Source organism: Corynebacterium sp. HMSC056F09 (assembly GCF_001815785.1).
In the GTDB taxonomy this organism is placed as follows: Bacteria; Actinomycetota; Actinomycetes; order Mycobacteriales; family Mycobacteriaceae; genus Corynebacterium; species Corynebacterium hiratae.
This window is the reverse complement of record NZ_KV821975.1, coordinates 74,253-92,081: the sequence shown is the minus strand read 5'-3', so window position 1 is coordinate 92,081 and position 17,829 is coordinate 74,253. Positions and strand designations below refer to the sequence as shown.

At 59.5% G+C, this 17,829-nt stretch carries 19 protein-coding genes; 7 read left to right on the top strand and 12 right to left on the bottom strand.

The genetic code is table 11. The features are described 5' to 3' along the window. The first annotated feature begins 447 nt into the window (after window positions 1-447). The 3 genes from HMPREF3056_RS13405 to HMPREF3056_RS13230 all read left to right on the top strand — a co-directional run bounded on the left by HMPREF3056_RS13405 (window position 448) and on the right by HMPREF3056_RS13230 (window position 4,612). A complete protein-coding gene (locus HMPREF3056_RS13405; protein ID WP_141756300.1) occupies window positions 448-1,179 on the top strand; it encodes a hypothetical protein in 732 nt (243 codons plus the stop codon). 804 nt (window positions 1,180-1,983) lie between these two features. Beyond that, complete coding sequence (locus tag HMPREF3056_RS13235; protein ID WP_083317832.1) at window positions 1,984-2,922, top strand: YcaO-like family protein; 939 nt, start codon at window positions 1,984-1,986, stop codon at window positions 2,920-2,922. A 49-nt stretch (window positions 2,923-2,971) separates the two neighbouring features. Next, the gene (locus tag HMPREF3056_RS13230; RefSeq protein ID WP_083317831.1) at window positions 2,972-4,612 is read left to right on the top strand and encodes an ATP-binding cassette domain-containing protein; all 1,641 of its coding nucleotides are present in this window, start codon (window positions 2,972-2,974) and stop codon (window positions 4,610-4,612) included. A 6-nt stretch (window positions 4,613-4,618) separates the two neighbouring features. On the opposite strand, the gene lepA is transcribed toward HMPREF3056_RS13230, so the two are convergent. Then, on the bottom strand, window positions 4,619-6,466 hold the full coding sequence (gene lepA, locus HMPREF3056_RS12390) for a translation elongation factor 4 (protein WP_070754968.1): 1,848 nt from the start codon (window positions 6,464-6,466) through the stop codon (window positions 4,619-4,621). An 18-nt stretch (window positions 6,467-6,484) separates the two neighbouring features. Here lepA and HMPREF3056_RS12385 point away from each other — a divergent pair, with 18 nt between their 5' ends. The 4 genes from HMPREF3056_RS12385 (at window position 6,485) to HMPREF3056_RS12370 (ending at window position 9,369) form a co-directional block, all read left to right on the top strand. Then, window positions 6,485-7,006, top strand: a complete 522-nt coding sequence (locus HMPREF3056_RS12385) for a type II toxin-antitoxin system PemK/MazF family toxin (RefSeq protein WP_049156445.1) — start codon at window positions 6,485-6,487, stop codon at window positions 7,004-7,006. A 118-nt stretch (window positions 7,007-7,124) separates the two neighbouring features. Further along, a complete protein-coding gene (gene rpsT / locus HMPREF3056_RS12380; protein WP_010190855.1) occupies window positions 7,125-7,388 on the top strand; it encodes a 30S ribosomal protein S20 in 264 nt (87 codons plus the stop codon). After that, window positions 7,389-8,198: a DNA adenine methylase gene (locus HMPREF3056_RS12375; RefSeq protein WP_046648998.1), complete on the top strand. Its 810-nt coding sequence runs from the start codon at window positions 7,389-7,391 to the stop codon at window positions 8,196-8,198. After that, window positions 8,191-9,369: a type II restriction enzyme gene (locus HMPREF3056_RS12370; RefSeq protein ID WP_246822527.1), complete on the top strand. Its 1,179-nt coding sequence runs from the start codon at window positions 8,191-8,193 to the stop codon at window positions 9,367-9,369. Before HMPREF3056_RS12375 ends, HMPREF3056_RS12370 begins: the two co-directional genes overlap by 8 nt. Here HMPREF3056_RS12370 and HMPREF3056_RS12365 read toward each other — a convergent pair. The 11 genes from HMPREF3056_RS12365 to HMPREF3056_RS12315 form a co-directional block, all read right to left on the bottom strand. Further along, window positions 9,366-10,007, bottom strand: coding sequence for a LysE family translocator (locus HMPREF3056_RS12365; RefSeq protein ID WP_070701354.1), 642 nt, complete (start codon window positions 10,005-10,007; stop codon window positions 9,366-9,368). The two genes, HMPREF3056_RS12370 and HMPREF3056_RS12365, sit on opposite strands and share 4 nt — an antisense overlap. After that, window positions 10,004-10,372, bottom strand: a complete 369-nt coding sequence (locus tag HMPREF3056_RS12360; protein WP_049156457.1) for an ankyrin repeat domain-containing protein — start codon at window positions 10,370-10,372, stop codon at window positions 10,004-10,006. The genes HMPREF3056_RS12365 and HMPREF3056_RS12360 overlap by 4 nt, the downstream gene beginning before the upstream one ends. Window positions 10,373-10,383: 11 nt before the next feature. Next, window positions 10,384-11,331, bottom strand: coding sequence for a DNA polymerase III subunit delta (gene holA / locus HMPREF3056_RS12355; protein ID WP_070754966.1), 948 nt, complete (start codon window positions 11,329-11,331; stop codon window positions 10,384-10,386). Further along, window positions 11,328-12,578: a ComEC/Rec2 family competence protein gene (locus HMPREF3056_RS12350; protein ID WP_070517902.1), complete on the bottom strand. Its 1,251-nt coding sequence runs from the start codon at window positions 12,576-12,578 to the stop codon at window positions 11,328-11,330. Before HMPREF3056_RS12350 ends, holA begins: the two co-directional genes overlap by 4 nt. Beyond that, a complete protein-coding gene (locus tag HMPREF3056_RS12345) occupies window positions 12,575-13,177 on the bottom strand; it encodes a ComEA family DNA-binding protein (protein WP_049156481.1) in 603 nt (200 codons plus the stop codon). Before HMPREF3056_RS12345 ends, HMPREF3056_RS12350 begins: the two co-directional genes overlap by 4 nt. 104 nt (window positions 13,178-13,281) lie before the next feature. After that, window positions 13,282-14,070 (bottom strand): DegV family protein, encoded by a 789-nt coding sequence (locus tag HMPREF3056_RS12340; RefSeq protein WP_049156464.1) that lies wholly within the window; start codon window positions 14,068-14,070, stop codon window positions 13,282-13,284. Beyond that, window positions 14,070-14,768 carry a histidine phosphatase family protein gene (locus tag HMPREF3056_RS12335; protein ID WP_070754965.1) on the bottom strand — a complete coding sequence of 233 codons (699 nt, stop codon included), beginning with the start codon at window positions 14,766-14,768 and terminating at the stop codon, window positions 14,070-14,072. The genes HMPREF3056_RS12340 and HMPREF3056_RS12335 overlap by 1 nt, the downstream gene beginning before the upstream one ends. After that, window positions 14,765-15,232, bottom strand: coding sequence for a ribosome silencing factor (rsfS, locus tag HMPREF3056_RS12330; protein WP_046648992.1), 468 nt, complete (start codon window positions 15,230-15,232; stop codon window positions 14,765-14,767). Before rsfS ends, HMPREF3056_RS12335 begins: the two co-directional genes overlap by 4 nt. Before the next feature lie 8 nt (window positions 15,233-15,240). Then, a complete protein-coding gene (gene nadD, locus HMPREF3056_RS12325; protein ID WP_246822526.1) occupies window positions 15,241-15,945 on the bottom strand; it encodes a nicotinate-nucleotide adenylyltransferase in 705 nt (234 codons plus the stop codon). After that, the gene (locus HMPREF3056_RS12320; protein WP_070754964.1) at window positions 15,938-16,786 is read right to left on the bottom strand and encodes a cutinase family protein; all 849 of its coding nucleotides are present in this window, start codon (window positions 16,784-16,786) and stop codon (window positions 15,938-15,940) included. Before HMPREF3056_RS12320 ends, nadD begins: the two co-directional genes overlap by 8 nt. Before the next feature lie 10 nt (window positions 16,787-16,796). Further along, window positions 16,797-17,702: a cutinase family protein gene (locus HMPREF3056_RS12315; protein WP_070701349.1), complete on the bottom strand. Its 906-nt coding sequence runs from the start codon at window positions 17,700-17,702 to the stop codon at window positions 16,797-16,799. Window positions 17,703-17,829: the final 127 nt, after the last annotated feature.

Sequence of the window (17,829 nt, the reverse complement as noted above, 5' to 3'; positions counted from 1 at the left end):
ACCGCTAGAAGTGTCCAAGACCTCCATGGACTCCGTGCCCAAAAAAGAGACCGGACTCCATACCCCAAGCCCTATGGACATAACAAAGAAACACTAGGGGGTAGACAATCAACAACTAATGAGTTATGGTCAACACACTTGCCCGATTGTCACCCAACTCACATTGGAAGGAATTTTTAATGCTCACCATAGACCTTGTCGAAGTGTGCTCAAAAGCTGACACCACTACTGAGTCCCCTGCGCTCTCCCAGTCTCCGGGAAATTGCGCCTCCTGCACAGGCTCCAATTCCCCAGGCCTGCCCTCAACCTCGTCAGCACCCACACCAACTGTTGACAAAGAGCTCGAAAGGCTCCTCGCCTAAATAGACATAAAATCTTCAGGCAGTCGGACTTACTTCCCCGTATTTCCGACCGCCTGTCCCGTTTTCGAACATCCAAAAGAGCGACATGCTTTTATCCACACCCTTTGAACTTCTCCAAGGCCCCACCCGGCAATATATTATCTCCCAATTCTCTATCAATAGAGTTGAAAAAGACCAAGCTTTACACTATGAACAAAGCCTCGAAGCGCTCAGGATCTCCCACAAAGACGTACTAAAAAGCACGGTAGAAGTGAATCTTGTATACATCGGGAATAAACTACCCGATGTTCCAAATATCTCGAACTTTATATCACTTTACTCCCCTAGCATGCAGTGGCCCCAAAGCAAAAACCGGCGAAAAGTCGTAGATTTTCTGATTTACGAGAAAGGTAATCCCCACCAGCTCACGGGCCGCGACAAAAATCGTCCTAATGTAACTTATTCCTTCGACCCACTCAAACGCTTTAGAAGTAGTATCAACTGGTTTCGGAGCGGGCGCCCATGTCCACTATGTTCCATTGCAATAGAAAGAAGTAGTGAACCAAAGGCAGAGGCTACCATTAAGAAAGCATTAAATTCAGCCAAGAATGATCCCCATAGGGGTAGCTCTAAAGAGCTAGAGGCAATCCAAACATTGAACATACTCAGTGCAATTACAGATGCAATAACACTTGGCCTGGCAATCAAGAATAATGATCCTCACGCAGCAGATACCCTTCGATACGCTGAGTTCCAAGATCTAACTAATGGGCTAGTACACACCGCTGTCCTCCCCACGGATCCAAAGTGTAATCATGAGGGATTCTATGGAAAATAAATACAGCAATGACGCAACAAGGTTACAGATTCGACGCTCTATACCGGCCATCGACCTCACTACCCTTAGGGCTGTACGAAGCCAACTATGTGCAGGAAATGCACTTACAATTGACAGTGGATTCGCAATTTCACCTCTAAGCGCGGCCTCCGCTAACCATTGGATCATGCGGCTTGGTGAGTTTGACTACGCACTGGACCTAGATAATTCCCAACCAATTGATCCCCCCACAAAAGACATCCACTCTCGCCAACCAAGTCTCACTAACGCAGACCGACATATCAATATAGAAGCTCGCTCACTGGAGCAAAGTGACCTTCATGCTATTTTAAACAACTGTTTCCTAAAGCCCCTGACTTCCCCAGAGATGAGCCGTCCATATGCCAGTGCCGGCAGTTTATATCCAGTACAGGTATTCATACTCGCCAGGCAGGGACGACAATGGGAACGCTTCCACCTACTACCATTAGCTCGCCGCTTGGAGAACCTAGGCCCAGTCCCATTTACAGAAATATTTAACTACGTTGGATGTGATGGACCGGTAGCTCTAGAACAGGTCGACCTAGTACTGGGATTCGGAATAATTCCCGAAATCTCAATAGCAAAATATCGACTTCGCGGTTACAAGTTCTCACTCATTGAGATTGGAGAAATGATCCAAGAAGTAACCAGGAACGCTGGTTCTATGAACTTCTCTACCAGACCATATGGGTATTTTGACGAACTTTCTATAGCAAACCTATGGGGATTAAATCCTGATGATATCTGGATTGAGCAACTCCAACTCCTCGCTAAGGAAGACTCATGAAAAGCCTACAATTCCGGTATTCACCTCTCTCGGACGAATCCATCGCTATTGCAGACGTCACAAATCTAGCATCAGGAATCGGATTCGGGGAGCCACAGAGCGAGCTACGCGCTACGGCAGAAGCACTCGAACGATTCTGGCAGAAACGGGGGCCAAGCGATCACGCGAAAATCTACAGTCTTTCGAACGCTTTCAACGATGATAAATTGATGGTTTCAGAGCAAGCACAGAATGTAACAGATTCATCCGGAACAGCAATACATCGCAGCCTTGAAAAGGCCATTGAATCTGCATGTCTCGAATTTATCGAAAGACAATCGTTAATTGCCCACTGGAGATTCTCAACCCATGGAGTAGAACTATCCATGAACAATCCAGCTGAAAATAATCACCCTTCAGAAACCTGGCGGATTTACGAAATATCAATATTTGAAGGCGTATACGTTTGCCTAGCATTATTTAGCTCACCTGCGAAAAGCACTCAGTACTCTGCCGGCGCTGCTTCGGGATTCCATCTTCAAAGTACTGCAGAGAAGGCGCTGAGAGAATGCCGCCAAGCAATTCTATCTATGCAAGACAACTTGTTTAGACGATTGACGGGACGCCCATTAATGGACTGCATACAAGACGAGTATCTCAAGGCAAATAAACCAAATACATCCGAAGAATGGAGTAATTCAACCGCACTGCGGATTACAATTCCTTCACAGCTACGACGAACACCTAATAACGCTTTAGAGCTGCTAGCGAATACAACAAACCCGCCACTAATGCTAGTAGATAGTCTTTCCTATGACGGTTCGCCTTGGTACATAGCCCGGCTTCTAAGCAACGACTGGCCCTCGGGACTGCAGGACGATAGACCTGGTGCATTAAAAACTCTAAGCACCTACCTTGGAAACGAATTCAGACCCGGGCCGGTCCCCTTCGGATAAATTCATCTGACATCACGATAATCACGAGTCATTTAAAAATGGATTCCGAATGCAACTTATACGACAAGTCATTACACAATCTTGGAAACTATCGCCTTGGAACAACTTTTTAGTCCTCGTCTCCATTGTAATCTCGTCAATTTCTACAGTTATTGCCCCGTATGTTCTCGGTGGTGGAGTCAACTCTCTCCTTAATAGTTCAAACAGGGAGGACTTCATTACAATTGGCCTACAGCTTTCTATACTCTATTCTCTGATTTGGTTTTTAGGAACATCCTCAAGATACATATTATTTCCAACGTATGGAACGATTGAGCAAAAGCTGCAGTCCGAGCGAATGGCCAGGTCTCTCACCGATAGCATCGATGCCAGCCCTAGCGCACGATCGCATGCTGATAATGGAGAGATCTCATTTGCCATTGATAGCGAGGCCTCCGCATATCGTGACACATTATCCAGCATCTACCTGTCTATATTGCCGGCAACCATTTCTTTAGCCTCCGGCATTTTCCTAGTCGTTATTGCCAGCACTTGGTTAGAAGGAATAATCCTCACAGCAGCCATTGTGACCTATTGTGCGGTCAGCTACCGGCTAATCCAAAGCCACCAGAACGCCCAGACAAAGTTTTTCAAAGAGAGCATGCGCAGTTTCGGCGTCCTAGGGAATTCTTTGTCCCTCTGGAAAGAAGCGACAGTGTTTTCTACCCAAGCATTTTTGGAATCTCGCTATAGAAAGGATCGAAGTACTGTAGAACGCGCTGGAGTCTATTCCTATACCATGACGCGGCGGCTGTATGTTGCCCAAGGAATCGTTTTAGCAATAACGATTTGTGTTCTCATTATAGCCATTATCCTTCGAACAAGTAATGGAGATGCGCAGGCAATCGGATCAATTATCTCGTCTACAGGAATCGCCATTGCAGCCATTACGCCTCTTCAATCCGTCGGATTTGGAGTGTCCACACTCGCTGTTTCAGTTTCCCATGCGAGTGAAGCAAGCGAAAAGATTCGCCCAACGGGGTTCGTCGCCGCAACAAGCCAAAACGTGGATTTGTGGAATGAGCAAATACTGCGTTTGTCTGACATGGCAGCTTCGGCACACCAGCGACATGAACAAAGACCAATCTGGGTTCTTGGTCCAAGCGGCTCAGGGAAAACGACGGTTTTGGAAGGGTTCCTAAATCTAAATGAGTATTCGTTACCCTTGCAACAAGAATCTTGTGAGATAAGGGAAAATTCAACGTATGCGCCTCAAAGCGCAAGCCTGTTACACGCCAACGCCATAGACAACGTTATTTTTGGCCGATCAATAGCCGTGTGCAAAGCTGACGAATTACTCACAGCAGTAGGACTACACGAGTTTTCTTCAACGGGCTGCAAGAAGAACTCCGATGTAGCGGGTGAAGACGGTGGGGCATCCGGTGGGGAAAAACAAAGAATCGCCTTGGCACGAGCATTGATCGCTAAGCCCGGGTCAATTGTGGTCCTCGATGAACCAACCAGTAGCTTAGACAAGAACTCACGGGCGTTGGTGTGGGACATTATTGAAGACCTTGCACGCGAAAAAACGATCATTGTTTCAACGCACGATGCTTCAGCACCTATTCATCAAGACGATACGGTGCTTCAATTGACCAATGCCAATGAAGCACCTTTATCAAAACCAAAGGAGTATCCCAGTGAAGCTTAGTTTCTCTTAATCGCTATCCGTAGACAGCGCCGCCACGAAGGCCTCCTGCGGCACGGACACGGAACCGATGGACTTCATGCGCTTCTTACCGGCCTTCTGCTTCTCCAGCAGCTTGCGCTTACGCGAGATATCGCCGCCGTAGCACTTGGCCAGCACGTCCTTGCGCATGGCGCGGATGTTCTCACGCGCGATGATCTTCGAACCGATGGCCGCCTGGACGGGCACCTCGAACTGCTGGCGTGGGATGAGCTCCTTGAGCTTCTTCGTCATCTTGTTGCCGTACCACTGCGCGGAATCTCGGTGCACGATGGCGGAGAAGGCATCCACCGGGTCACCGTTGAGGAGGATATCCACCTTCACCAGGTCCGCCAGCTGCTCGCCAGCCTCCTCGTAGTTGAGGGAAGCGTAGCCCTTGGTGCGGGACTTCAACATGTCGAAGAAGTCGAAGATGATTTCACCCAAGGGCATGGTGTAGCGCAGCTCCACGCGGTCCTCAGACAGGTAGTCCATGCCACCCATCTGACCGCGCTTGGACTGGCACAGCTCCATCGTCGAACCGACGAACTCCTCCGGCACGATGATGGTCATCTTCACGATCGGCTCGTAGACCTCACGCAGCTTGCCGCCGGGCCAGTCCGACGGGTTGTGCACCATGGACTCCTCGCCGTCCTCTGCCACCACGCGGTAGGTCACCGAAGGCGCAGTCGAAATCAGGTCCAAGCCAAACTCGCGCTCCAGACGGTCGCGCGTGATTTCCATGTGCAGCAGGCCCAGGAATCCGCAGCGGAAGCCGAAGCCCAGGGCGACGGAGGTCTCGGGCTCGAAGGTGAGGGAGGCGTCGTTAAGCTGCAGCTTCTCCAGCGCGTCACGCAGGTCCGGGAAGTCCGCCTGGGAGATCGGGAACAAGCCGGAGTACACCATAGGGTTCGGGTCGGCGTAGCCCTTGAGCGGCTCAGTAGCGCCATTCGACGCCCACGTAATCGTGTCACCGACCTTGGTCTCACGCACGTTCTTCACGCCGGTAATCAGGTAGCCCACCTCACCCGGGCCCAAGCCCTTGCACTTCTGCATGGTGGGGCTGACGATGCCCACCTCCAGCAGCTCGTGGTTGGTACCCGTGGCCATCATGGTGACCTTCTGGCGCGGGGTGAGTTTGCCGTCCATCATGCGGATGTAGGTCACCACGCCGCGGTAGGTGTCGTAGACGGAGTCGAAGACCATGGCACGGGCCGGGGCATCCTCGCCGAACTCGGACGTCGGTGCCGGAATGAGCTCCGCCACCTTATCCAGCAGCTCCGGCACGCCCTCGCCGGTCTTGCCGGACACGCGCAGCACCTCTTCCGGCTCGCAGCCGATGATGTGGGCAATCTCCAGGGCGTACTTCTCCGGGTCGGCCGCGGGCAGGTCGATCTTGTTCAGGACCGGGATGATCTCCAGGTCATTTTCCATGGCCAGGTAAAGGTTGGCCAGGGTTTGGGCTTCGATGCCTTGGGCTGCGTCGACAAGCAGGATGGCGCCCTCACACGCCTCCAGCGCGCGGGAAACCTCGTAGGTAAAGTCCACGTGGCCAGGGGTATCGATCATCTGCATGACGATCTCCTGGCCCTCGAACTCACCGGAGCGAGGAATCCAGGGCAAGCGCACGTTCTGCGCCTTAATGGTAATGCCGCGCTCGCGCTCGATATCCATGTTGTCGAGGTATTGGTCGCGCATATCACGCTCCTCCACCACCTGCGACAACTGCAGGATGCGATCAGCCAGCGTCGACTTGCCGTGGTCGATGTGGGCGATAATGCAAAAGTTTCGGATCTTGGACGGATCCGTAAACGTAGTGGCCGCGAAGTTTGTAGACATGTGTTTAGAATAGACGACATGTCTAGGTTGGCACGCATTCTCGGTATCGGAGGCCCTGAGCCTGTCGACGTCGGTCTCGAGCGCATCACCGAAGGCTTGGGGTTGAACCAGAATGATTCCGTAACGGAACCGCGCAAGGCCGCCGACATTCGCGTCGAGTGTGCCGCCGCCCACCCGCGCAGCGTCTTCTTCACCCCCGACATGGACGGGCAGGCAGACTCCGGCGAGGTTGTCTGGGTGTGGGCACCCTCGGATGGCAAGCAGTCCCCGCCGCGCGAGCGGGCCGTGCTCATTGTCTCGCGCACGCGCACCACCGTGCTGGGTCTGCTCATCTCCCCCAACCCGGGCCACGCGAACAAAGAGGAATGGCTCGATATCGGCACCGGCGAATGGGACGAATCCGGCCGGCAGTGCTGGGTGCGGATGGACCGCGTGTTGGAAATCTCCGAGGAACAATGCCGCCGACAGGGCACGCTCTTCCCGGAACGCCGCTTCGAGCGCATTGCCAACCGGCTGCGCTCGCGTTATCACTGGGCCTGATTTGGGGATTCGGTCCGAGCCCTGCTAAATTTTTTGGGATGCCGGGGCACGCTGGCGGTCAGGACCTTGGGTCCGCCTTCCTCGGTTGCACATTCCTACGACTCTAAGAGGTATAACGATGGCAAACATCAAGTCCAAGCAGAAGCGCATCCTGACCAACGAGAAGTCTCGTCAGCGCAACAAGTCCGTACGCTCCGCCGTGCGTACCGAGATCCGCAAGTTCCGTGAGGCCGTCGCCGCTGGTGACAAGGCTGCAGCCGAGAAGCAGCTGCGCGTTGCCTCCCGCGCACTGGACAAGTCCGTGTCTAAGGGCGTCTTCCACCGCAACACTGCGGCTAACAAGAAGTCCGGCATGGCCACCGCCTTCAACAAGATGGCCTAAATGAAACCGCTCCTGAAGTGGGTCGGGGGAAAGCGCCAGCTGCTACCCGCTATCCACTCCGTGCTGCCCGAGAGCTTCGATACTTATGTCGAGCCTTTCTTGGGCGGCGGAGCGGTTCTTTTTTCTTTGGCGCCCGAACGCGCCCGGGTCAATGACCTGAACACCGAGCTCATCACCGTCTACGAGGTGGTCCGCGATAACGTGGACGAGCTCATCGCCCTGTTAAAGGGCTATCCGAATGATTCGGATTTCTTCTACGAGATGCGCGCCCGCGACCGCGAGCCGGGTTTTGCGCACTTAAGCCCCGTTGAGCGTGCTGCCCGCACGATTTATTTGAATAAGACCTGCTACAACGGGCTTTATCGGGTGAATAACGCCGGCCAATTCAACGCCCCGTTTGGCCGCTATGCCAACCCGAAGATTTGCGATGAGCCCAATCTGCGTGCGGTTTCGGAGTACCTGTCCTCCCACGACGTGACGTTTTATAACGGCGACTACGCCGCGGTGGAGGCCAACGAGGGGGATTTCGTTTACTTCGACCCGCCCTACGATCCGGTCAACCCCACGAGCAATTTCACCGGCTACCAGTCGGGTGGTTTTGGCCGCGCGGACCAGATTCGTCTGAAGGAAACCTGCGACGACCTCAACGCCCGCGGGGTGAAGTTCCTGCTGTCGAATTCCGCGACGGACTTCATCAAGGAGCTGTACGCGGACTACCACATCGACATCGTGGGGGCCACGCGCGCGGTGAACTCCGTGGCCTCGAAGCGCGGCAAGGTCGATGAGGTGCTCGTGCGCAATTATGCTTAACGACGCCGCCTGGGACCTCGTTTACCCCCACATCGCCGCCGGCATCGCGGACCAGGGCTTTGCGGTATTGCCCGCCGCGAAGCTTAAGGAGCTATCGGGCCGCGAGCCGCGGTTGATGGCCAAGCATGACTTTTCGGCAGCGCGCCCCGAAGTGTTTCGAAAGCACGGTTTGTCCATGCTGCCGATTCGCCGCGATGCCTACCTGATTGGCCGCTTTGACCTGTACCAGCCTTTCCCGGAGCAGGCCGGGCCGCTGAAGTCGATGCCGGTTCCGAGCCACATCCAGTCCATTGACTTCGAGAACCTGACCTCGGAGGCCGCCGCACTCACCGCGGCGCACTTAAGCGGCATGCTCGATGATTTTCTGGGAGGGGAGCTGGTGCCCACGGTCAGCGGACGTATGTCGACGCTGACGCTGCCCATGCGCATCGGCGGGCGCGACGTGGTGGTCGACCGCGCCCAGATGGAGATCGATGCCGGCTTCGAATCCGCCAAGCACCTCGTGCTCGTGGAGGCGAAGAACCACCTCTCCCCCGACTTCAACATCCGCCAGCTCTACTTCCCTTTCCGCCGCTTCTCGCTGGCGTTGGAGAAGGAAGTGGTGCCGGTGTACTTGGTGTATTCCAACGGTATTTTCCACTTCTACCGCTACGCGTTTAGGCAGCCGGAGGATTTCCGCAGCATCGAGCTGGTGAGCGCGGCGCGCTATGTTTTGGGCGAGTCAGGCGTAACTGACGCGACGGTGCGCGCGGTGCTGGCGCGCACGCAGGTCGAAGACACGCGCGTACCTTTCCCCCAGGCGGACTCCTTTGCAAGGGTCATCAGCTTGCTGGAGAACCCTGTGGATAAGGCGGCGATGCCCGAGGAATTTGGTTTTACCCCGCGCCAGGCTGATTATTACAGCAACGCCGCCCGCTACCTAGGTCTGGCCAAGCTCAGCGGCACGCGCGATGAACGCAATCTCACCCTCGTCGAGGCCCTGGCCTCCCGCCCGGTGTTCCGGGACATGGTACAGCACGTCGTGGCTACCCGCCGAGCGGTGAATAAAGAAGAAGCACTGGTCTTCATGCGCGCGGCCCACCTGGGCCTGGGCGAGACGACTGTGCGCCGCCGATCCGCCACGGTCGCGGCGTGGTCGCAGTGGCTCGCGGAGCTACTCGAGCAGGCCTAGGCGGCCTGGATGCCGGCCCACACCAGAGCGCAGCCAGCCACCACGAAGAAGGCTCCGGAGCCGATGTCGATCCACGGGCCCGCGGCCAAGAGTCGTCGGCGAATCGCGCGGGTGGAAATGACCGTCGAGAGGACCACGAAGAGCAGGTAGCTCGACAACGACAAGCTCAGCACCAGCGCCACTGATACCCACACCGGCGGGTGCGGCGGCAGAAGCGGGGCGACCATAGCGGCGAGGAAAAGCACGATCTTTGGGTTAGACAGGTTGGTGGCCAAACCCGTGCGGAAAACCTTGCTCACCGAGCCCAAGCGGGCGGCGGCTTCCTCCTCATCAACGGGCGGCTGCTTGCGCAGCTCCAGCCCGGAGCGAATGGAGAGCACGCCCATAAACACCAGGAAACAGCCACCGATCACCTGAATCAGGGAGAGGACGCCGGGGAAGGCGGTGAGCAGGGCGGCCGCACCGAACACGGTCAGCGTGCACCAGAACAGCACGCCGACCTGGATGCCCGTCGCCGCCGCAATGGCGTGGCGGCGCGAGCGCGTGGCATAGCGCGTGACCAGGACGATGTCCGGGCCGGGCGCTGCCGCACCGACGAGATTCATCAGGAGGATGGCCGCAAACGCGGACCAGCTCATGACAGGCGCTCGAGGAGGTCCTCGCGGCCGAACATGCGGGCCGAGTCGAGGGCGTTGGGCTGGCCGGCGGAGGGGTCGGCGCCGGCGTCGAGGAGGGCGTCGATCACCGCGTCTTCTTTCTTAAAAATCGCTCCGGCCAATGGCGACTGGCCACGGTCGTTGAGGAGGTTGACGTCGGCCCCCGCCGCGGCGAGCTGGCGTACCAGCTCCGCATGGCCGTGGTAGGCGGCAAGCATAATGAAGGACTGCCCGTCCTGGTTCACCGTGTCCACGTTGACGCCCTGCTTGATGTACTCGAGCAGCGTGGCATCGCCGTTGCGGGCAAAGTCAAAAAGCTTGGTGGCAAAGTTCTGGATGTCATCCATGGAGGGTTAGTCTAGCGCGCCAGCTCCGCCACCCGTTTAACGGCCGCCTCGATGGCGAAGTCCTCGTCGCCGCCCTGGCCCTTGACCGCGGCATCCAGCTCCGCCATGAGGATGACGGCCTTGGTGATATTCTCCCCCGACCAGCGCCGCGCCACGGGCTGCGTGAGCTTTACCGCATAGGGCGCCATGCCGGTCTGGGAGGCCAGCGAGTACTGGTCACCGCGCGCGGAGTAGAGCCGCGCGATATTGCCCACCTTGTTAGCCAGCGCCGAGGCGATGGCCACGGGGCTCGCCCCTAACTGCAGTGCCCGACGACATGTGGAGACCGCCGCCTCCACGCGGCCAGCCACAGCAGCATCCGCAATATCCCAATTGGCCACCTCAGCCACGCCCACGTAATACGCGTGCACCGCCTCGCGGGTTACCTTGCCACCTGTGTCGAAGACCAGCTGCGAGATGGCGGAGGCGAGTTCGCGGAGGTCGGAGCCGACGCCGTCGAGAAGCGCCTGCACCACATCCGGGGTCGGTCGCACCCCGTGCGAGGCGAACTCACGGGTAGCCCACTGCGCGAGCTCGTTCGGGTAGAGGGAAAAAACCTCGTGTACCTCGGCCGTCTTGCGCAGCGCCGCGATGAGCTCCGGGGGCTTCTTCTTTTTCTTCAGCGTCTTCGCCGTCACCGAGTACATCAGAATGAGCGTGATGCCGGGCATGGGGTTAGTGCAGGCATCGAGGAGGATCTTCGTGACCTCCTTGCCTGCCCGCTCCACATCACTGATGACGATGACGCGGTCCTCCCCAAACAGGGAGGGGCTGGTCGCTTCCAGGATTTCGCCTTCGCTCACCTCGGAGGCCTTGAGCTTGGTTACTTCGCCGTGTTGGATACTCAGGCGGGCGCGCTCGGCCAGGAATTCGTCATCGCCGAGGATGAGGTGCACGGGGGCTGAAGACATACCTGTCATCTTAGCAACGCCGCGATGATCCACCCGCCGAGCAACAGGACCGCAATAGGGCCGGCGGCCACGGTGGTCACGGGCATCGAGGAGGCGACAAAGTGGATCCAATCCGCCAAGGGCTCAATGAGGATCACAAGCGGCCTGCCCAGCCCCACCTGCGCCAGGGCGGCGGCGATAAGCCCCACGACGGTGATGACCGGCACGACCGGAGCCACCAGCACGTTGGCGATGACAGAGACCACCGAGACCCGCCCGGACATCAGCGCGATGAGCGGCATGGTCACGATATCCGCGGCGATGGCCACGGCGAAGGCGCGGGCGACAATACCTGTGCCCAGCACGCGCAACAGCAGCGGGGTCAGCGCCACGATGCCGGCGGTCGCCGCCACGGAGAGCGCGAACCCAAAGCTGACCGCTAGGTCGCTGTCCGCCGCGAGCAGGAACAGCACGCCGAGGGAGAGCGCATGGAGCGGTTCCATCTTCGAGGAGTGGAGCACCGCCACCAAACCGGCCAGCCCAGCGACGGTGGCGCGCTGGACGGAGGGCTCCCACCCCACCAGCGCCACGAATAACGCCAACGCGCTTGCCGACGCCCCCACCCTCGCCCGCGGCCCCGGCACCACCAACGCGGCCGCGGTGCACACGATGGCGACGTTAGAGCCCGACACAGCACTCAAGTGCGACAGCCCGGTGTCGATGTAAAGCTGCTTGTCCTCGGGGCTTTGCAGGCTGGTATCGCCCAGCACCATGCCAGGGATAAGGCCGTTATCGCACACGGCGCGGAAGTTCTCCGCCACCGCGGCGGTCCAGCTATGGGCGTGCGCGGTGAGTTCGCCGCTGAAGACGGTCTGCCCTACCCCTACCCGGTCAGACGGACCGGGGTGACCGTGCACCGTGACAAGGGAGCCGCTGAAGGCCTCCGGTTTTTCCTTGAGGAAGACCGGCAGCTGCGCCGGGTAGCCGGGCACGCGCAAGCGCACCATCCACCCGGAGGCGGTCTGGGTGGGGTCGGCGGCAAGTTTTCCCGTCACCTCCGAACCAAAATGAAAGCCCGCCGCGCGCACCGAGCGCACATGCGCAAGGGTGGCAAAGATGGCCCCACTTGCCGCGCACAAGATGCCCTGGCCACGCCACTGCCCGCGCGCTAAAGCGAAGAGCACGAGCCCACCCAGCAGCCAGGGGTAGCCGAAAAGTACTGCGAGCGTGGCCAACCATGCGACCACCGCGGCGGGTACGAGCCGCAGTTCCCTCACGGCCGAACCTTGTCCTTGAGCTTCGCGAACTTCGCCGGTCCGATGCCGGAGACGTCCATGAGTTGCTCCACGGTGGTAAAGCTCCCGACTTCCTCGCGGTGCGCGATGATCGCCGCAGCCGTGGCCGGCCCGACCCCGGGAAGCTCAGTGAGCTCCTCCGCGGTGGCGGAGTTGAGGGAGATAGTGTCTTCGGCCGTGGCACCTGGGGCAGCGGGAGGAGCGCCGACGGTGATCTGTTCGCCGTCGTTAAGCTTCTGCGCCAGGTTGAGGTTGTCGGTGGGCACGCGCGGGCGTGCCACCTCAAGGGCGTCGTTGATGCGCGCGCCCGGTGCCAAGGTCACCAGGCCCGGCTGCTCGACGTCGCCCACGACGGAGACCACGATGTCGGCCGCCACCTCGCTGCTCGGTGCGGCCACCTCATAAGGGTTCTCCGCGCTGCGGCTCAGCCCCAGCCAGGCGAGGAGCGCGACGCCGGCTAGCCCGGCTACGACAAGCGCCAGCCAGGGTGGCACGCGCACGCGCGGAAAGTCGACGTTGAGCAGTTCTTCTTCCCCGGTGGGGCGGGTGAGGTCGCGGAGACGATCAGCAATGGCGTTCATGCCCGCGACGCTACGCAGCGCCCACACCCCCGTCGAGGGCTTAAGCCGCAGCCTGTGGATAACTTGTTGAAGACATCAACAACGTCTTTAGCTCGGCTCCGCCGTCAGCTAAAGACCGCGGAGACGCCGATGGCTCCGGGGCCGACGTGGACCGCGAGGACGTCGGTAAGCGGCACCAGCATGAAGGAGGAATCCGGCAACGCCAAGCGCAGTAGGTCCTCCAGCCGGCGGGCCGAGACCTTGTCCTCGTTGTACTGCACCACGATGAACGCCGGCTTGCCCTCCGCGCGGGAGGCCACCAGATCCACGAGCTTGGTAAAGGCCTTGGTTTGGGTGCGGGTCTTGCCCACCATCTCCAGCTTGCCGCCCGCAATCGCCATGATTGGCTTGGTGGCCAGCAGCGCGGTCGACAGCATCGCCGTGGCCGCGGACATGCGCCCGGAACGGCGCAGCTCCTCCGTCGAGCTGAGATAGACCAAGGTGTGCCCGCGCTCGAGGGTGTTGATGGCGGCGGCATAGCACTCGTCGAGTGAGGCGCCTTCCTGGGCAAGCTTCGCTGCGGCCATGGCAGCGGCACCCATGACCATGCCCGCGGTGCCGGAATCGATGACGCGCACGGTGTCGGGGAAAACGCCGGAGGCAGTCACCGCCGCCGACCACGTCGAGGACAGTTCCTTCGACAGGTGGATGGCTAGCACCCCGTCATCGCCGGAGCGCTCCATCTGACGGCCGTATAAAGCGGCCAATTCGAGGGCAGTCAGACCCGAGGTGGACAGCTCCGCGCCATCCTTGCCGTGGCTTTCCATGACGTGCAGGTCCACGACGCAGATGTCGAGCTCCTCGACGATATCCGCCGGCAACCCCGCGGCGGAATCGGTGACGACGCGAATCACTAGACGTCCGCCCCTGCACCACCAACGACAGCACCGCCCATATTCCAACCGTCAAAGTACCATTGGGCGCGGGCCACGTTCTCCGGGGTGAATTCCAGCGGGGAGAGCGGACGAGCGGCGTCGAACTCGGGCCGCGCGGTCAGCTGCGACCAATGGGTATTTTTCAGACCGGAAAGAATCCCGTACTGGTGGTGCTCAAGGCCCAAAAGGTGGCAGGTCAGCGCGGAAATGGCGCCGCCGTGCGCGACGACAAGCACCGCGCCTTCATCCCAGTCCGAGTGCTCCTGCATGAGCTCATCAATGACCGGGCGGGCGCGGTTGGCCACGTCAACGCGGCTTTCGCCCTGCGGCGGCGCCCAGGTGGGGTCGTGGCGCCACAGCGCACGCGCCCCGGGGTACTGCTCATCCACCTCGGCGGAGGTCATCCCCTGCCACTCCCCCAGGTGGGTTTCACGCAGGCGCTTATCGACGGACACCTCAAGGCCTAAGTGACGAGCGATGATCTCCGCGGTTTCGCGGGCACGGATGAGATCCGAGGCGACAACCGCGGTGATGCCTTTATTCTCGAGCAGATCAGCGGCAGCGCGCGCTTGGGAGTACCCTACGTCCGACAGCTCGGTGTCCAGGTGCCCCTGCATCCGTCCGGTGGCGTTGTACGTGGTTTGCCCGTGGCGGATGAGGAGGAGACGGCGGGTCATAATTCGTCATCTTCCGGCTCTGGCTGGGCCAGGGGAATCTCATCGATCGAGTCCACGTCGCGCGGGTTGACTTCATCAGACCACTCGCCGGGGCGTTCCGGGGTGTCCAGACCGGGGATGTCGAGAAGCGGGCAGTCGTGGTAGAGGCGATCCAGGCCGTAGAACTCGCGCTGATCGTTGCGCTGGACGTGGACCACGATGGGGCCATAATCGAGCAAGACCCAGCGGTTCTCGCGATTGCCTTCGCGGCGTTTGGGCTCAAAGCCCTGCTTGGTCAGCTCGTCCTCGACTTCCTCGACGATGGACGCCACCTGGCGCTCGGTATCGGCGGAGGCCAAGACGAAGACCTCGGTAATCGCCAGCACGTCGGAAACGTCAATAGCGGCAATGTTGGTGGCCAGCTTTTCATCCGCAGCCAAGGCGGCGGTTTCCGCCATCTGGCGTGCTTCATCAGTAATCGACATGACAATCCCTACACAAGTACTTTTCTCTTAAGAACTCTAGTCTTACACGACAAGGCGCATTTTCCTAGTCGAATTCCCCCCGCCTCTGCGCGGATACTACAGCGGTTTTCCGGGTGCGGGCTGTAGAGGTGATTCTTGGCGATGTATTGCACCACCCCATCCGGCACCAGGTACCACACCGGCTGGCCCTGCTCGGCGCGGGCGCGGCAATCGGTGGAGGAAATGGCCATGGCGGGAATCTCGATCAGCTCGATGTCGTCTTGGGAGCCCTCCGGCAACATGTCCTTGCGTAGCTCGTAGCCGGGGCGGGTCACGCCAACGAAGTGCGCCATCTCCAGCATCTCTTCCCAGTTCCGCCAGCTCATGATGGAAGCGACAGAATCCGCACCGGTAATGAAGTAGAGCTCGGCATCGGGGAAAAGCTCGCGCAAGTCCCGCAGCGTATCGATGGTGTAGGTGGGGCCCTCGCGGTCAATGTCTACGCGGGAGACGGTAAAGCGCGGGTTTGAAGCGGTGGCCACCATGGTCATCAGGTAGCGATGCTCGGCGGCGGTGACCTGCTTATCTGCCTTCTGCCAGGGCTGGCCGGTGGGCACAAAGACCACCGTATCGAGGCGGAAACGGTGGGCTACCTCGCTAGCAGCGACGAGGTGGCCATTGTGGATCGGATCGAAGGTGCCACCCATGATGCCGATGCGTTGTGGACTAGTCATGGCTGGTGAGTATACCGGCCACAGCATCAATGACCTGCACGTCCTGCTCGGTAGGCTCCCCCAGGAAGTAGGAGGCATGGCGCTTGGCCTTCGTGGCTAACGCTCGGTTGGCGGCTTCCGGGGAGAAGTCGCAGACGAAGTCACCGTCCAAGCAATAATCGACGGAGCGGTGCTCCGGTAGCCCGGCGCGGTTCTTGGTCCACGGTACTTGGTGGAGCGGATTGCCGAACGTCAGCACTGCATGCAGGCGCCCGGTATCAGCGAGGTAGCTTTGGGCGCTTGTCGCGACGAGCGCGCCCTGCGAGTAGCCGGCGGCCACCCAGCGCGGGCGGCAGCCGGTGGTGGCTTCATAGTCTTCGGCCACCTTTGGGGCGTTGCGGACACCGGTGCGCAGACTATCGACGGCCCCCAGCGTCACCGAATACGCCAAGTCCCCAATGGGGTGCTGCTGGAGGATCTCCAGGATTCGCCGCACGACGTCACGCGGGCTGAGGACCTCTCCCTCCTGCGCCAAGGGCGGCAGGTTCATGGCGGCGGGGTATGCCTCCGGGTCCAAAGCCAGAACATAAACGCCATCCATAGCGCCCGGGTGGCGCTGCTCGACCTGGTGAAACAGCGCAGCAAAGTTACGCCCCTCAAAGCCCGTGGATTCTGGCGCACGCGCGGAGTAGCACTGCGGGCCCACGTATTCGCCTTGCTCCTCGTTCTGATCCGAGCCGCGCGCGACAAGCACCGCGGTGTCGGGGCAGGTGTCGATACCGCCCGCCGAGGCCGCAGGAACGTTCAGGAGAAACGCTGCTGCGCCAAGCGCGGCACACATGCTAAGAGAAAGAGGCTTCACCCTTTCCTGTTTAGCGGAAACGAACGCTGTCTACCATGCGGCCGATGGAATCGTAGACCTGGTTATCCCACTCGTGGTAGGTGAAGAAGTACTGGCCGTGGGAGCCGCCAGTGGGCTTAGCGGCGTAGAGGGTATGGGCGGAGAGATCGCACACGGCATCGAGGGGCAGGCAGTAGTCCACGCGGTTGACGTTGGCGCGCATCTGCGGGAAGTGGCCCATCGGGCCGCCCGCACCCTGGGTCGCACCGACAACGGCCGGATCCCCGGCGCGGGTCAGCGGGTTGCCAAAGGTCACGACACCGGCGAGCTGGCCGCGGTGGGCTAGCTCCAGCTCGTGGTTGGACAGGACCATAGCACCTTGGGAGTAGCCGGACAGGATGTACTGCGGGTGGCAGCCGGTAGCGGCCTCGTAGTTGTTGATGGCGCTGGTCACGCCGCGCTTGCCGGTCTGTACGGAGTACATGAACTGGTTGATGGCGGAGACCGCGGTGTTGATGACCGGGTTGGCGTACTGTGCGGCTAGGCGCACCAAGTCGGCCGCGGTGGTGGGAAGCGACTCGTTCGGCACGGAATACTCCGGGTACGTCGCCGGATAGTATTGCGGCTCCAGCCCCAGCACGTAGACATCCTTCATCAGCGAGTTGCCACCGTGTGTTGCCTGATAGCGCGCTTCAGCGCCGTGCAACATAGCGCGAATGGATTCGCCTTCCCACCCATTGGAGGCTCGGCCACCCTGGTTGGAGTACTGCGTGGGATAGATCTGGCCGTTCTGGCCGGAGCCGCGCGCGGCGACGACGACCACGGCGGGGCACTGTTCGTCGGCATGCGCGGCGGGTGCAGATACGGTGTTCGGGACGATGAGGGCGGCCGCGGCCACGACGGCGGCGGCGACGGAGGAAGCAATGCGGGACAGCATGAGCGGAAGGCACCAATCAGTTCTTTGTTATTACCGCGCTTTAGAGTACCCAGTCCTGTCCCGCCGCGCAGCACGAACCCCACACAAGGCGAACAATCTACTCGAAAAGTTTTCGAGTAGGATGTTT

Excerpts from the sequence above, each read along its gene's own strand:
- rpsT (WP_010190855.1), top strand. The coding sequence starts at position 7,125 with ATGGCAAACATCAAGTCCAAGCAGAAGCGCATCCTGACCAACGAGAAG.
- HMPREF3056_RS13235 (WP_083317832.1), top strand. The coding sequence starts at position 1,984 with ATGAAAAGCCTACAATTCCGGTATTCACCTCTCTCGGACGAATCCATC.
- HMPREF3056_RS13405 (WP_141756300.1), top strand. The coding sequence starts at position 448 with ATGCTTTTATCCACACCCTTTGAACTTCTCCAAGGCCCCACCCGGCAA.
- HMPREF3056_RS12360 (WP_049156457.1), bottom strand. The coding sequence starts at position 10,372 with ATGGATGACATCCAGAACTTTGCCACCAAGCTTTTTGACTTTGCCCGC.
- holA (WP_070754966.1), bottom strand. The coding sequence starts at position 11,331 with ATGACAGGTATGTCTTCAGCCCCCGTGCACCTCATCCTCGGCGATGAC.
- lepA (WP_070754968.1), bottom strand. The coding sequence starts at position 6,466 with ATGTCTACAAACTTCGCGGCCACTACGTTTACGGATCCGTCCAAGATC.
- HMPREF3056_RS13230 (WP_083317831.1), top strand. The coding sequence starts at position 2,972 with ATGCAACTTATACGACAAGTCATTACACAATCTTGGAAACTATCGCCT.
- HMPREF3056_RS12375 (WP_046648998.1), top strand. The coding sequence starts at position 7,389 with ATGAAACCGCTCCTGAAGTGGGTCGGGGGAAAGCGCCAGCTGCTACCC.
- rsfS (WP_046648992.1), bottom strand. The coding sequence starts at position 15,232 with ATGTCGATTACTGATGAAGCACGCCAGATGGCGGAAACCGCCGCCTTG.
- HMPREF3056_RS12365 (WP_070701354.1), bottom strand. The coding sequence starts at position 10,007 with ATGAGCTGGTCCGCGTTTGCGGCCATCCTCCTGATGAATCTCGTCGGT.
- HMPREF3056_RS12335 (WP_070754965.1), bottom strand. The coding sequence starts at position 14,768 with ATGACCCGCCGTCTCCTCCTCATCCGCCACGGGCAAACCACGTACAAC.
- nadD (WP_246822526.1), bottom strand. The coding sequence starts at position 15,945 with ATGACTAGTCCACAACGCATCGGCATCATGGGTGGCACCTTCGATCCG.
- HMPREF3056_RS12315 (WP_070701349.1), bottom strand. The coding sequence starts at position 17,702 with ATGCTGTCCCGCATTGCTTCCTCCGTCGCCGCCGCCGTCGTGGCCGCG.
- HMPREF3056_RS12370 (WP_246822527.1), top strand. The coding sequence starts at position 8,191 with ATGCTTAACGACGCCGCCTGGGACCTCGTTTACCCCCACATCGCCGCC.
- HMPREF3056_RS12345 (WP_049156481.1), bottom strand. The coding sequence starts at position 13,177 with ATGAACGCCATTGCTGATCGTCTCCGCGACCTCACCCGCCCCACCGGG.
- HMPREF3056_RS12385 (WP_049156445.1), top strand. The coding sequence starts at position 6,485 with ATGTCTAGGTTGGCACGCATTCTCGGTATCGGAGGCCCTGAGCCTGTC.